This is a genomic window from Agromyces aurantiacus (assembly GCF_016907355.1).
Classification (GTDB): Bacteria; Actinomycetota; Actinomycetes; order Actinomycetales; family Microbacteriaceae; genus Agromyces; species Agromyces aurantiacus.
Genome location: NZ_JAFBBW010000001.1, coordinates 2,318,157 through 2,330,879, shown reverse-complemented (window position 1 = coordinate 2,330,879; position 12,723 = coordinate 2,318,157). Strand labels below are relative to the sequence as shown.

At 70.9% G+C, this 12,723-nt stretch carries 11 protein-coding genes; 5 read left to right on the top strand and 6 right to left on the bottom strand.

Going from position 1 to position 12,723, the window contains the following annotated elements; all coding sequences use genetic code 11:
• The first annotated feature begins 15 nt into the window (after window positions 1-15).
• Both JOD46_RS11040 and JOD46_RS11035 read left to right on the top strand, forming a co-directional pair.
• Window positions 16-864 carry a methyltransferase domain-containing protein gene (locus JOD46_RS11040; RefSeq protein ID WP_204394227.1) on the top strand — a complete coding sequence of 283 codons (849 nt, stop codon included), beginning with the start codon at window positions 16-18 and terminating at the stop codon, window positions 862-864.
• A gap of 66 nt (window positions 865-930) precedes the next feature.
• Window positions 931-1,560 carry a methyltransferase domain-containing protein gene (locus JOD46_RS11035; RefSeq protein ID WP_204394225.1) on the top strand — a complete coding sequence of 210 codons (630 nt, stop codon included), beginning with the start codon at window positions 931-933 and terminating at the stop codon, window positions 1,558-1,560.
• A 78-nt stretch (window positions 1,561-1,638) separates the two neighbouring features.
• On the opposite strand, the gene JOD46_RS11030 is transcribed toward JOD46_RS11035, so the two are convergent.
• From JOD46_RS11030 to JOD46_RS11010, 5 genes are all read right to left on the bottom strand, one after another.
• Window positions 1,639-2,085: a cytochrome c oxidase subunit 4 gene (locus JOD46_RS11030; protein ID WP_204394223.1), complete on the bottom strand. Its 447-nt coding sequence runs from the start codon at window positions 2,083-2,085 to the stop codon at window positions 1,639-1,641.
• Window positions 2,086-3,825 (bottom strand): aa3-type cytochrome oxidase subunit I, encoded by a 1,740-nt coding sequence (ctaD, locus tag JOD46_RS11025; RefSeq protein ID WP_204394221.1) that lies wholly within the window; start codon window positions 3,823-3,825, stop codon window positions 2,086-2,088.
• 6 nt (window positions 3,826-3,831) lie between these two features.
• Window positions 3,832-4,722 carry an aa3-type cytochrome oxidase subunit II gene (gene ctaC, locus JOD46_RS11020; protein ID WP_204394219.1) on the bottom strand — a complete coding sequence of 297 codons (891 nt, stop codon included), beginning with the start codon at window positions 4,720-4,722 and terminating at the stop codon, window positions 3,832-3,834.
• A gap of 195 nt (window positions 4,723-4,917) precedes the next feature.
• A complete protein-coding gene (gene erpA, locus JOD46_RS11015) occupies window positions 4,918-5,268 on the bottom strand; it encodes an iron-sulfur cluster insertion protein ErpA (protein WP_204394217.1) in 351 nt (116 codons plus the stop codon).
• 129 nt (window positions 5,269-5,397) lie between these two features.
• Complete coding sequence (locus JOD46_RS11010; protein ID WP_204394215.1) at window positions 5,398-6,843, bottom strand: dipeptidase; 1,446 nt, start codon at window positions 6,841-6,843, stop codon at window positions 5,398-5,400.
• A gap of 40 nt (window positions 6,844-6,883) precedes the next feature.
• Between JOD46_RS11010 and JOD46_RS11005 the strand changes: the two genes are divergently transcribed.
• A complete protein-coding gene (locus JOD46_RS11005; RefSeq protein ID WP_307835003.1) occupies window positions 6,884-7,468 on the top strand; it encodes a DUF3043 domain-containing protein in 585 nt (194 codons plus the stop codon).
• Between the two features lie 46 nt (window positions 7,469-7,514).
• On the opposite strand, the gene JOD46_RS11000 is transcribed toward JOD46_RS11005, so the two are convergent.
• Window positions 7,515-8,660 (bottom strand): alkaline phosphatase family protein, encoded by a 1,146-nt coding sequence (locus JOD46_RS11000; RefSeq protein WP_239562727.1) that lies wholly within the window; start codon window positions 8,658-8,660, stop codon window positions 7,515-7,517.
• Window positions 8,661-8,738: 78 nt separating this feature from the next.
• Here JOD46_RS11000 and JOD46_RS10995 point away from each other — a divergent pair, with 78 nt between their 5' ends.
• Both JOD46_RS10995 and JOD46_RS10990 read left to right on the top strand, forming a co-directional pair.
• Window positions 8,739-11,207 carry a DNA gyrase/topoisomerase IV subunit A gene (locus JOD46_RS10995; RefSeq protein WP_204394211.1) on the top strand — a complete coding sequence of 823 codons (2,469 nt, stop codon included), beginning with the start codon at window positions 8,739-8,741 and terminating at the stop codon, window positions 11,205-11,207.
• A gap of 171 nt (window positions 11,208-11,378) precedes the next feature.
• A complete protein-coding gene (locus JOD46_RS10990; RefSeq protein WP_204394210.1) occupies window positions 11,379-12,710 on the top strand; it encodes an FAD-binding oxidoreductase in 1,332 nt (443 codons plus the stop codon).
• Window positions 12,711-12,723 lie beyond the last annotated feature (13 nt).

Genomic DNA, 12,723 nt, shown 5'->3' with positions numbered 1-12,723 from the left:
TTCGGGCACCGGGCCATGTCGATCGATTCGACGTGGCTCCGGTGCCCGAACTGCTTCTCCGACCTCTCCCCCGTCGGCGACCGCGTGTTCGGCTGCGACCACGGGCACCGATTCGACCGGTCGAAGTACGGGTTCCTCACGCTGCTGCCGCCGAAGGCGCCCCGCACCGTCGGCGACGACCGGGACATGCTCGCCGCTCGGGCGGCGCTGCTCGGATCCGGGGCGTACGCGCCCATCGCCGACGAGGTCGTCCGCTCGATCGCGTCCTGCGTCGCGCGATCGGACGGAGAACGACTTCGCGTCGCCGACCTGGGATGCGGCACGGGCTACTATGCGGAGCGCGTGGCCGCGGCGACGGGCGACGTCGACCTCCTCCTCGCCGACCGCTCCCCCGACGCGGTCAGGGCGGCCCTGCGCGCGCTCCCCGAGAGCACCGGCGTGGTCCTCGACATCTGGCGACCGCTGCCGCTCCGCGACGCCGGCGCCGATGTCATCCTCGACATCTTCGCGCCCAGGAACCCGGGCGAGTTCGCCCGCGTGCTGCGCACGCACGGAACGCTGGTCGTCGTCGTCCCGCGTGCCACCCATCTCGCCGAGCTGCGCGCGGCCGGCATGCTGCTGGACATCCCGCCGGAGAAGTCGGTGACGGTCAGCGAGCAGCTCGCAGTGGCGGGGATCGAGCGCCGCACGGCCAGGTCGGTCGAGTACACGCTCTCCGCCGACCGCGCGACCCGAGCGCTGCTCGCCGGGATGGGACCCTCGGCTCACCACGCGACCTCCCCCGCAGACGACCACGCGGAGGCGGTCGAGGTCACCGTCTCGGTCGACGTGCTGACGTTCGGCCACGCGGGCAGCGCGGGCTGAGCGCGGCAGGCGCATACTGGCGATATGCCGGACTGCTGCGCCCCGGGTTCCTCACGCTACGAGCGCGTGTTCGACGACGGTTTCGCCCGCCGGCTCGCCGCACGGTACCGGCGCCGAGGACTCACTCCCCCGGAACGGAGCATCGTCGAGCACCTCGCGGCGCTCGGGTTGCCCGGCCGCGCCGTCCTGGAGATCGGCGGCGGGGTCGGCGAGATCCAACTCGAACTGCTCGCACGTGGGGCCGAACGCACCACGAACCTCGAGCTCTCGGGCGCGTACGAGGCTGAGGCGAGCGCACTGCTCGTCGAACGCGGTCTCGCCGGTCGCGCGGCCCGAGTGGTCGGTGTCGATCTCGCGGTCGATGGCGAGGTCGTGGAGCCCGCGGATTACGTGGTGCTCCATCGGGTCGTCTGCTGCTACCCCGACGCGCAGCGTCTCCTGCAGTCGGCGGCGACGCACGCGCGGCGCGCCCTCGTCTTCAGCCATCCGCCGCGGTCGTGGCTGTCGCGCGGTTCGGTTCGCCTCGGGAACACGTGGATGCGCCTCCTCGGTCGGGAGTACCGCGGGTACGTGCACGCACCGGCAGCCATGTACGACGTGCTCGAACGGGCCGGGTTCGAGATGCGCACACTGCGCACCGGCGCGCAGTGGTGGGTCGTGGCGGGCGTGCGGCCGCCCTCCGCCACGACCGTCTGACCCGGATTCGGTCCGACGGAGCTCCCCCGACGAGTGAGGGCCCCGGCACGTCGTGCCGGGGCCCTCACTCCAACGAGATCAGCGCGCGAAGTTGCCGCGATAGTACTCGTACACCCAGCCCACGAGGGCGATCAACGCGATCGGCACGCCGATGAAGCTGATCCACACGCCCACCGCGAGTCCGGTGAACACCAGCGCCGCACCGGCCGCGAGCACGATCGGCCACCAGCTCCACGGGCTGAAGAACCCGAGCTCGGCGTCGCCGTCGTCGATGTTCGCGTCGAGTCGGTCCTCGGGCAGCTCACCGCCCTGCTCCTTGCGCACGCGACCGAGGTAGAACGCGATGAACGCGCCCAGGATCGCCGTGAGGCCCAGGGCGATGGTCCCGGCCCATTCCGGCCCGACGGGCACGTGCGAGTCCGCGATCCTCGACGAGGCGTCGATCGAGGTCCAGAAGCCGTACACCGCCGTGGCGAGGGCGAAGAAGCCGGCGAGGACCCAGAAGAGGATGACGTTGATGCGCATCTACTTGACTTCCTTCGTCTCTGCGTCGTACACGGGCGCCTGAGGCGCATCCTTCGCCGGGCCGATGCCGACGGGGATGCCGGCCTCGGGGTGGTTCAGGTCGAAGGCCGGGCGCTCCGAGCGGATGCGCGGGATCGACGTGAAGTTGTGCCGCGGCGGCGGGCAGCTGGTCGCCCACTCGAGCGATCCGCCGTAGCCCCACGGGTCGTTCACGGTCACCTTCGGTGCGCGACGCGCCGTGATGTAGACGTTCAGGAAGAACGGCAGGAGCGAGATGGCGAGGATGAACGCGCCGATCGTCGAGAGCTGGTTCATCCAGGTGATGTTGTCCTCGGGGAGGTACGAGTAGTACCGCCGCGGCATCGCGACGACGCCCAGCCAGTGCTGGATGAGGAACGTCGTGTGGAAGCCGATGAACAGCAGCCAGAAGTGCCACTTGCCGAGCGTCTCGTTCAGCATCTTGCCGGTCCACTTCGGCCACCAGAAGTAGAAGCCGGCGAACATCGCGAACACGACGGTGCCGAACACGACGTAGTGGAAGTGGGCGACGACGAAGTACGTGTCGGAGACGTGGAAGTCGAGCGGCGGCGAGGCCAGGATCACGCCGGTGAGTCCGCCGAACACGAACGTGATGAGGAAGCCCAGCGCCCAGATGATCGGCGTCTCGAACGTGATCGAGCCGCGCCACATCGTGCCGATCCAGTTGAAAATCTTCACGCCAGTGGGAACGGCGATGAGCATCGTCATGAGCGCGAACCACGGCAGCAGCACCGAACCGGTGACGTACATGTGGTGGGCCCACACGGCCACGGAGAGCGCCGCGATCGCGATCGTCGCGTAGATCAGCGTCTTGTAGCCGAAGATCGGCTTGCGGCTGAACACCGGGAAGATCTCGGAGACGATGCCGAAGAACGGCAGCGCGATGATGTACACCTCGGGGTGCCCGAAGAACCAGAACAGGTGCTGCCAGAGGATGACACCGCCGTTCTCGGGGTCGTAGATGTGCGCGTTGAAGATGCGGTCGGCGCCGGCGGCGAGGATCGCGGCGGCGAGCACCGGGAACGCCATCAGGATGAGGATCGAGGTCACGAGGGTGTTCCACGTGAAGATCGGCATCCGGAACATGGTCATGCCCGGGGCGCGCATCGTGATGATCGTCGTGATGAAGTTCACGGCGCCGAGGATCGTGCCGAAGCCCGAGAGGCCCAGGCCCAGCATCCAGAGGTTGCCGCCGATGCCCGGTGAGAACGTCGTCGAGGCGAGCGGCTGGTAGGCGAACCATCCGAACGACGCCGCGCCCTGGGGCGTGAAGAAGCCGGCGACGGCCATCAGCGAGCCGAAGTTGAAGAACCAGTACGCGAGCGCGTTCAGTCGCGGGAACGCGACGTCGGGCGCGCCGATCTGCAGCGGCATCAGCACGTTCGCGAAGCCCGCGAACAGCGGCGTCGCGAACATGAGCAGCATGATGGTGCCGTGCATGGTGAACAGCTGGTTGTACTGCTCACGGGTCTGCACGATCTCGAGGCCGGGCTCGAACAGCTGCGCGCGGATGATGAGGGCCATCACGCCGCCGATGCAGAAGTAGATGAACGAGGTGATCAGGTAGAGGTACCCGATGACCTTGTGGTCGGTCGAGGTGATCCACTTGACGAGGACGTTGCCCTTGCGCTCGACCTTCAGCGCGCCGAACGACGGCTGCGACGACGCCGTGGGGCGAGTCGGTGCGGTGGTGGTGCTCATCGCGGCTTACTCTTCCTCTTTCAGTTCGGGCGCGCCCGTGCCGGGCAGGTTCTGGTTGCGGTCGTACTCGGCCGACAGCTGACCCTCCTGGCCGGCGTCGCGGAGCGACTGGATGTAGTCGTCGTACTCGGCCTGAGAGACGACCTCGACGTTGAAGAGCATCAGCGAGTGGTACTCGCCGCAGAGCTCGGCGCATTTGCCGGCGTACGTGCCCTCGCGCTCGGGGACGAAGGACATGTAGTTGGTCTTGCCGGGGATCATGTCCTTCTTGTAGAGGAAGTCGACGACCCAGAACGAGTGGATGACGTCGCGCGCCTCGAGCGCGATCTCGACGTTCGCACCGACCGGGAGCACGAGCGTGGGCAGCTCCTCCTGCTTGACCGAACCGCTGCCGTCGGTCTCGAGCTGCGCCTGGATCCCGGCGGAGTAGACATCCTCGTCGACGTAGTTGAAGTCCCACGCCCACTGCTTGGCGATGGCCTCGATCTTGACGTCGACCTGGTCCTCGGCGAAGCGCTGCTCGATCGCGTTCTGGTCGCGCGCGGTGAACGCGAAGAACCCCAGGATGAGGATGAGCGGCACGATCGTGTAGAACACCTCGATCGGCATGTTGTAGCGCAGCTGGACCGGCAGACCCGTCTGGCCCTTCCGCCGGCGGTACGCGATGACCGCCCAGATCGTGAGGCCCCACGTGACCACGCCGACGATGAGCAGCACGATCCACGACGTGACCCAGAGCCCCGAGACGCGCTCGGTGTGGTTGGTCACGGGCGGCTCGCCCTCGACGAACCCGGGGAGGAATCCGTTCAGCTGTGCCTGCGTGCATCCGGCGAGGACGAGGCTGAGCGTCGCTGCGATCGGAACTGCAGCCCATCGGAGACGGCGATTGTGGCGCACCGGTGACCTTTCGGGAGATTCGAAGGCGCTTCTCAGCGAAGCGCATTGATCAGCCCTAGCCTACTCCGAGTCGGCCCCCGGCTCGTGCACACACGGCCCGCGTTCAGGCGGATGTGCGAGGAAACGCCCCGCCATCCGCCGAAAATGCGGAGAGGGAGACCGCGTCTGCGGTCTCCCTCTCCGGGTCGGGACGCGTCAGTGGAACGAGTCGCCGCACGCGCAGCTGCCCTGCGCGTTGGGGTTGTCGATCGTGAAGCCCTGCTTCTGGATGGTGTCCTCGAAGTCGATGGTGGAGCCGTCGAGGTAGGGCACGCTCATCTTGTCGACGACGACCTCGACGCCGGAGAAGTCGACGACGGCGTCGCCGTCGAGCAGGCGCTCGTCGAAGTACAGCTGGTAGATGAGGCCCGAGCAGCCCCCGGGCTGGACGGCGACGCGCAGGCGCAGGTCGTCGCGGCCCTCCTGCTCGAGGAGGCTGCGCACCTTGTCGGCGGCCGGCTCGCTCAGCTTCACGCCGTGGGCGGTGTCGGTGATGGTGTCGCTCATGTCACTCCTCGAAGAAGTACGGATGACTCGATTGTACCCGCGCGAACCGGGTGTTCCCCCGGAACGAGCGCGGTGGCGGTGTCGTCAGGGGCCGCCGGGCCGGGCGGCGCATCACCGCACCCCCCTTGCTCACTCCCCCGTGCGCGCCTCGAGGCGGGCCAGGAACGCCGCCTCGGCGAGCACCGCCCGGCGGAACACGCCGAGGTGCAGCGACTCGTTCGGGCTGTGGGCACGGGAGTCCGGATCCTCGACGCCGGTCACCAGGATCTGCGCCGAGGGGAACTCCTCGATGAGCTCGGCGATGAACGGGATCGAGCCGCCCACGCCGATGTCGACGGGCTCGCGCCCCCAGGCCTCGGTCATCGCGGCCTTCGCCTCGGCGACGGCCCAGCCCGACGTGTCGACCAGGAACGGCTGGCCGGTGTCGACGTCATCGATCTCGATGCGCGCGCCGAACGGCGCGTGCGCGACGAGGTGATCGCGCAGCGCCTCGAACGCCTCGGCGGCATCCTGCCCTGGCGCGATGCGAGCGCTCAGCCGCACGGCCACGCTCGGCAGGAGCGTGTTCGAGGCATTGGCCACCGACGGCGCGTCGACACCGGTGACGGTGATCGAGGGCTGCGCCCAGATGCGCGAGAGGATGCTGCCGCGCCCGATGGGCGCGACGCCGTCGAGCAGCCCGGTCTCGGCGCGCAGCTGCGCCTCGTCGTACTCGGGCGTGGTGAGCCCCGCCGAACGCAGGCCCTCGACCGCGACGGCGCCGTCGGCATCCCAGAGCGTGTCGAGCAGGCGCACCGTCGCGAGCATCGCGTCGGGCACGGCGCCGCCGAACATGCCCGAGTGGGAGGCGTGGTCGAGCGTGGTGACCGTGAGCCGGAAGGTGACGTTGCCGCGCAGGGCGACCGTCAGGGCCGGGGTGTCGACATCCCAGTTGTTCGAGTCGGCGACGACGATCGCGTCGGCCTCGAGCAGGTCGCGCTGGTCGCGCAGGAAGTTCGCGAACGAGCGCGATCCGAACTCCTCCTCGCCCTCGATGAACAGTGCGATGCCGAGATCGAGGTCGGCGCCGGCGACCTCGACGAGCGCCCGGACGGCGGCGACGTGCGACATGACGCCCGCCTTGTCGTCGGCGGCCCCACGGCCGTACAGCCGGTCGCCGCGCAGGGTGGGCTCGAACGGGGCGGACTCCCAGTCCTCGTCGCGGCCGGGCGGCTGCACGTCGTGGTGCGCGTAGAGCAGCACGGTCGGGCGCCCGTTGCGCGCAGCACGTCGGGCGACCACGGCCGGCTGGCCCAGCTCGTCGCCCTCGCCGATGCGCGCCCGGCGGATGTGCACCTCGTCGAAGACGCCAAGGCCCCGCACGAGCTCGGCGACCGACTCCGCGCTGGTGGCGACGTGCTCGTGGTCGAACGCACCCCACGACACCGACGGGATCCGCACGAGCCGGGTGAGGTCGGCGATCGTCAACGGGAAGCCCGCCTCGACCGCCGCGCGGAGCTGCTCGAGCGTCGTGGCGTCGGCGTGGGCTCCGGCTGGCTCGCGGGCAGGCTGGACGTCGGTTCGGGTCTCGGTCATGCGGGTAATCTTAAGGCGAACCGAATCGACGAGGACTCCCGTGGCCAAGCACCCCAGCACCGACACGCCCGCGCCCCAGACCGGCGACGGCGACACGCCCGCCGCCGGCAAGGCCGGCAAGGGCGCCCCGACTCCCAGCCGCGCCGCCCAGGAGGCCGCGCGCAAGCGACCGCTCGTGCCGGACGACCGCAAGGAGGCGGCGCGGCAGGCGCGCGCGAGGGCGAGCGAGCAGCGCGAGCGTGCGCGCCTCGGTCTCGCGGCGGGCGAGGAGAAGTACCTGCCGGTCCGCGACCGCGGTCCGCAGAAGAAGTACGTGCGCGACTACGTCGACGCGCGCTTCAGCATCGGCGAGGTCCTCATCCCCGTGATGTTCGCGGTGATCGTGCTGACCTTCATCCCGAGCTACGAGGTGCAGACGATCGGCATCTTCGGACTCTGGGCGTTCTTCCTCGTCTCGGTCGTCGACGTCATCATCCTCGGCACCGTGCTCAAGCGGAAGCTCGCGGCGAAGTTCGGGGCCGACCGGGTCGAGCGCATCCGCTGGTACGCCGCGATGCGCGCGTTGCAGCTGCGTCCGCTGCGCCTGCCGAAGCCGCAGGTCAAGCGCGGCCAGTACCCGTCCTGACCTCCGGCGTCGACGGATGACGCTCCGGCGCCCGCCAGGGCGCCGGTCAGCCGCGCGCGTACGCGCCGGCGCGCACCAGCGGGATCCGCGTCTCGTCGTCGGTGAGCGATCCGTGCTGGCCGATCATCTCCTCGCCGCGGCGATCGGCCTCCCGCCGGTCGTAGTAGGCGATCCCGGCTCGCGCCGCGACCAGGATGTCGGCGACGCGATCGCGGTTGACCGGATCCAGCTCGCCGTACAGGCCGGCCGCGATCGCCTCGTCGGCCGAGAGCACCCACGCCCGCTCTCCCTCGGCCGCGCGCCAGCGCTCGAGCAGAGCCGCCCGGCCGGCGTCGGAGAGGTCGGGCTCGAGCACGAGGCCGAGGCAGCGCGGCTCGCCCGCGACGTGGCGCACGCCCTCGACGAGGGCGGGCGTGGCGTCGATGAACACGTGGCGGTGCGCGGGCACGTCGACCACGCCGTGGTCGGCGGTGACGAGGAGGCCGGTGCCCCGCGGCATCCGGCGTTCGAATGCCGCGACCTCGGCGTCGAGCGCCTCGAGCGCGGCGATCCACCGGTCGGACTCCCAGCCGTGCGCGTGCGCGATCTGGTCGAGCTCGGAGACGTAGACGTACACGAGCGCGGGACCCTCCCCGATGACGCGCAGCGCCTCGGCGAAGCGGTCGGGCACCTTGGCGCCCGACCGGTACTCGGCGCCGCGGAGCACGGCACGCGTGAAGCCGGAGGTCGCATAGCGCGTGCCGCCGATCGCGACCGCCCGCACGCCGGTCTCGACGGCGCGGTCGAAGACGGTCGGATGGCGCTGCCACTGCTCGGGCACCATCCGGTCGTCCCAGCCGCTGAGCTGGTTGACCACGCGGTCGTTCGCCCGATCGGGCACACGGAAGCCCATGAGCCCGTGCACGCCTGGCATCAGGCCCGTGGCGAAGCTCGCGATCGCGGCGGCCGTCGTCGAGGGGAACACCGTGCGGATCACGTCGCGCTTGGACATCCGAGCCGCGAGGAAGCGCGCGTGCCCGGCCCGGCCGCGGAGGTTGGCGGCGCCGAGGCCGTCGACGAGCACGACCACGGCGGACTCCGCGCGCGGCAGGTCGAGCGGATTGGGCCTGCCGTGGAGGGAGCCGAGCGCGGAGCCGAGCACCCCGGTGAGCCTCGGGGCGCCGTCGGCGGGCACCGGTAGCATGGCAGGCATCGCGCCCAGTCTGACACAGGCGGGTCGCGCTCCCCGCTCCCCCATGCGTGCCCGACACGCCCTGCCCAGAGACGACGAATGACCCCAGGCACGAACGAGTCCAGCACCTCCCAGATCGCCGAACGCATCGACGACGTCGACGTCGCCGAGGAGATGCAGGGGTCGTTCCTCGAGTACGCGTACTCGGTCATCTACTCGCGGGCGCTCCCCGACGCGCGCGACGGGCTGAAGCCCGTCCAGCGCCGCATCCTCTACATGATGAGCGACATGGGCCTGCGGCCCGATCGCGGTCACGTGAAGTCGGCGCGCGTCGTCGGCGAGGTCATGGGCAAGCTGCACCCCCACGGCGACGCGGCGATCTACGACGCACTCGTCCGGCTCGCGCAGCCGTTCACGCTGCGCGTGCCGCTCGTCGACGGCCACGGCAACTTCGGCTCGCTCGACGACGGCCCGGCCGCGGCCCGGTACACCGAGGCGCGCATGGCGCCCCCGGCCACGTCCATGACCGAGGGCCTCGACGAGGATGTCGTCGACTTCATCCCGAACTACGACAACTCCCACCAGCAGCCCGAAGTGCTGCCGGCCGCCATCCCGAACCTGCTCGTCAACGGCGCGAGCGGCATCGCCGTCGGCATGGCCACCAACATGGCGCCGCACAACCTCGTCGAGGTGGTCGCCGCGGCGCGGCACCTGCTCCAGCACCCCGAGGCCACGCTCGACGAGCTCATGGAGTTCGTGCCGGGCCCCGACTTCCCGTCGGGCGGCACGATCGTCGGCCTCGCGGGCGTGCGCGACGCGTACGCGACGGGCCGCGGCTCGTTCAAGACCCGCGCGAAGGTCTCGATCGAGCAGCTCACGCCGCGCAAGAGCGGGCTCGTCGTCACCGAGCTTCCCTACCTCGTCGGCCCCGAGAAGGTCATCGAGAAGATCAAGGACGGCGTCAACGCCAAGAAGATCACCGGCATCGCCGATGTGACCGACCTGACCGACCGCACGCGGGGCCTGCGGCTCGTGATCGGCGTGAAGACCGGCTTCAACCCCCAGGCGGTGCTCGAGCAGCTGTACCGGCTCACCCCGCTCGAAGACTCCTTCAACATCAACAACGTCGCACTCGTCGACGGCCAGCCGCAGACGCTCGGGCTGCGCGAACTGCTCGACGTCTACCTCGCGCACCGCATCCGCGTCGTCACGCGGCGATCCGAGTTCCGGCTCGCGCGCCGCCGCGAACGGCTGCACCTCGTCGAGGGCCTGCTCATCGCGATCCTCGACATCGACGAGGTCATCCAGGTGATCCGGTCGAGCGACGATGCGGATGCCGCGCGCACGCGCCTCATGGAGGTCTTCGACCTCAGCCAGCTGCAGTCCGAGTACATCCTCGAGCTGCGCCTGCGGCGACTCACGAAGTTCTCCCGGATCGAGCTCGAGTCCGAACGCGACCAGCTCCTCGCCGAGATCGCCGCGCTCGAGGAGCTGCTCGGCAGCGATGCGCGCATCCGTTCGCAGGTCGCCGAGGAGCTCGACCGCGCGGCCGACCTCTACGGCACGCCGCGGCGCACCATGCTCACCGAGGCGCGCGTGCTGCCCAAGACGCGCAAGGCCGTCGATCCGGCGACGCTCGAACACGCCGACGTGCCGTGCCGCGTGATCCTGAGCTCGACCGGCCGGATCGCGCGCGTCGACGCGCCCGACGGCGAGACGACCGTGGCGATCACTCCCCCGAGCCGCCGCTCGAAGCACGACGCGGTCCGTTCCGAGCTCGCGACCACGAGCCGCACCGAGATCGGCGCCATCACGTCCAAGGGCCGGCTCGTCCGGTTCTCCCCGCTCGACCTGCCCGTGCTGCCCGCGAACTCCGTGCAGCTCGCCGCCGGCGTGCGCGTCGCCGACTACCTCGCGCTCGCCGACCGCGACGAGCGCGTGCTCGCGGTCGTCTCGCTCGACTCGTCGCAGCCGATCGTGCTGGGCACCGAGCAGGGCGTCGTCAAGCGCGTCGCCCCGGGCGGCTACCCCAACCGTCCCGACTTCGAGGTCATCGCGCTGAAGCCCGGCGACCGCGTCGTCGGCGCCGCGCAGGGCGGCGACGACGACGAGCTCGTGTTCGTCACGAGCGACGCGCAGCTGCTGCACTTCCCCGCGTCGTCGGTGCGCCCGCAGGGCTGCGCAGCGGGCGGCATGGCGGGCATCAAGCTCGCGACGGGTGCGAAGGCGATCGAGTTCTCGGTGCTGGCCCGGGCCGACGTCGAGCGCGCGGTCGTCGTGACGATCGCCGCCTCGACCGACACGCTCCTCGGCGCCGACCCGGGCGCGGCGAAGGTGTCCGACTTCGCGGAGTATCCGGGCAAGGGCCGTGCGACCGGCGGCGTGCGGGCGCACCGCTTCCTGAAGGGCCAGGATGCGCTGTCGCTCGCGTGGGTCGGTCCCGGTCCCGCGCACGGGCTCGCGTCCGACGGCACGGTTCGGCCGCTGCCCGAGGGCGGCGGCCGGCGCGACGGGTCCGGACAGGTGCTCGAGGCGGTCGTGCAGGCCGTCGGTCGTCCCATCCGCTGAGCGCTCGCGCCGGCATCCGGCGCTTCGCCCGTCGTCCGGACCATCGTGCCGCGCGTCGTTCGACGCTTGACGATCCGCCGTCCGATCGGCATATTCGGTCGTGTCAGGGCGACCCGGACCGCACTCGACCCGGGTCGCGTCATGCACACCGGCCCGACGAGGTGATCCAGGATGCCGCAGACCCTGCAGGGCGCGATCGACGGCCGCGTGCTCGAACCCGGCGATCCCGGGTACGACGAGGCGCGGACGGTGTGGAACGCGATGGTCGACCGCCGCCCGCGGTACGTGGCGTCCTGCACGAGCACGGCGGATGTCGCCGCGGCCGTCTCGTTCGCGACCGCGCACGGCCTCGAGATCGGCGTCCGGTGCGGCGGTCACGGCATCGTGGGCCACGCCGTGCCCGAGGACGGTGTCATGCTCGACCTCCGGCCCATGGGCGCCGTGCGCGTGGACCGCGCGGCGAGGCGCGCCCGGGTTCAGGGCGGCGCGCTGCTGGGTGCGCTCGATTCGGCCGCACAGCGGCACGGGCTCGCGACGACGGCCGGCAACGTGTCGCACACCGGCGTCGGAGGCCTCACCCTCGGTGGAGGGATGGGCTGGCTCGCCCGGCAGCATGGGCTCGCCTGCGACAACGTCGTCTCGTTCGAGGTGGTCACGGCCGACGGCGAGACCCTTCGGGTGGATCGGAACTCGCATCCCGACCTGGACTGGGCGCTTCGCGGCGGCGGCGGCAACTTCGGCGTGGTCACCGAGTTCGAGTTCGCCCTGCACGCCGAGCCCGGCGAGGCGCTGTCCGTCGAGTTCCGCGTCCCCGCCTCATCGGCCGCCCACGCGATGCGGATCTGGCGCGACGCAGCCGGCGCGGCCGACCGGCGGGCGACGTGGAACGCCACGATCGACGAGCGGACCGTCTCGCTCGGCTTCGTCTGGGTCGGCGACCGCGCCGACGGTGCCGCTGCAGCCGATGCGCTCGAGGCGCTGCTCAGGGGCGCCGCGGTGCCCTTGGAACGGCTCGTCGAGCCGCTGTCGTACCTCGAGCTGCAGACCCGCGAGGATGACGTCGAGGGCCACGCCTGGCGCCGCTACTGGAAGGGGCACTACTTCGCGACGCTGCGCGACGAGGTCATCGACGCGATCCTCGCGCGCGACGCCGACGACCTGCCGAACGTCAGCCTCCAGGCGTACGGCGGAGCGATCGCCGACGTGCCCGATGACGCCACGGCGTTCTCACGGCGCGACACGGCGTTCGAGTTCGTCGCCGCCTCGCGATGGGACGACCCCGCCGACGACGAGGCTCGCATGGCGGCCGCTCGCCGCTACGCGGGCGCGATGGAGCGCTTCGCGAGCGGCGCGTACGTCAACGTGCTCGGCGACGACGGCGCGGCAGGGCTCCGCCGGGCGTACAGCGAGGAGAAGCTCGCCCGGCTCCGGTCGGTGAAGGACCGCTACGACCCCGGCAACGTCTTCCACCTCAACCAGAACATCGCCCCGTCGGCGGCGTGAGTCGGGGCCTGAG

What these genes read in the sequence shown, in the direction of transcription:
- JOD46_RS11040 (WP_204394227.1), top strand. Translation starts at nt 16, where the DNA reads ATGTCGATCGATTCGACGTGGCTCCGGTGCCCGAACTGCTTCTCCGAC.
- JOD46_RS11030 (WP_204394223.1), bottom strand. Translation starts at nt 2,085, where the DNA reads ATGCGCATCAACGTCATCCTCTTCTGGGTCCTCGCCGGCTTCTTCGCC.
- ctaD (WP_204394221.1), bottom strand. Translation starts at nt 3,825, where the DNA reads ATGAGCACCACCACCGCACCGACTCGCCCCACGGCGTCGTCGCAGCCG.
- erpA (WP_204394217.1), bottom strand. Translation starts at nt 5,268, where the DNA reads ATGAGCGACACCATCACCGACACCGCCCACGGCGTGAAGCTGAGCGAG.
- JOD46_RS11010 (WP_204394215.1), bottom strand. Translation starts at nt 6,843, where the DNA reads ATGACCGAGACCCGAACCGACGTCCAGCCTGCCCGCGAGCCAGCCGGA.
- JOD46_RS11000 (WP_239562727.1), bottom strand. Translation starts at nt 8,660, where the DNA reads ATGCCTGCCATGCTACCGGTGCCCGCCGACGGCGCCCCGAGGCTCACC.
- JOD46_RS10995 (WP_204394211.1), top strand. Translation starts at nt 8,739, where the DNA reads ATGACCCCAGGCACGAACGAGTCCAGCACCTCCCAGATCGCCGAACGC.
- JOD46_RS10990 (WP_204394210.1), top strand. Translation starts at nt 11,379, where the DNA reads ATGCCGCAGACCCTGCAGGGCGCGATCGACGGCCGCGTGCTCGAACCC.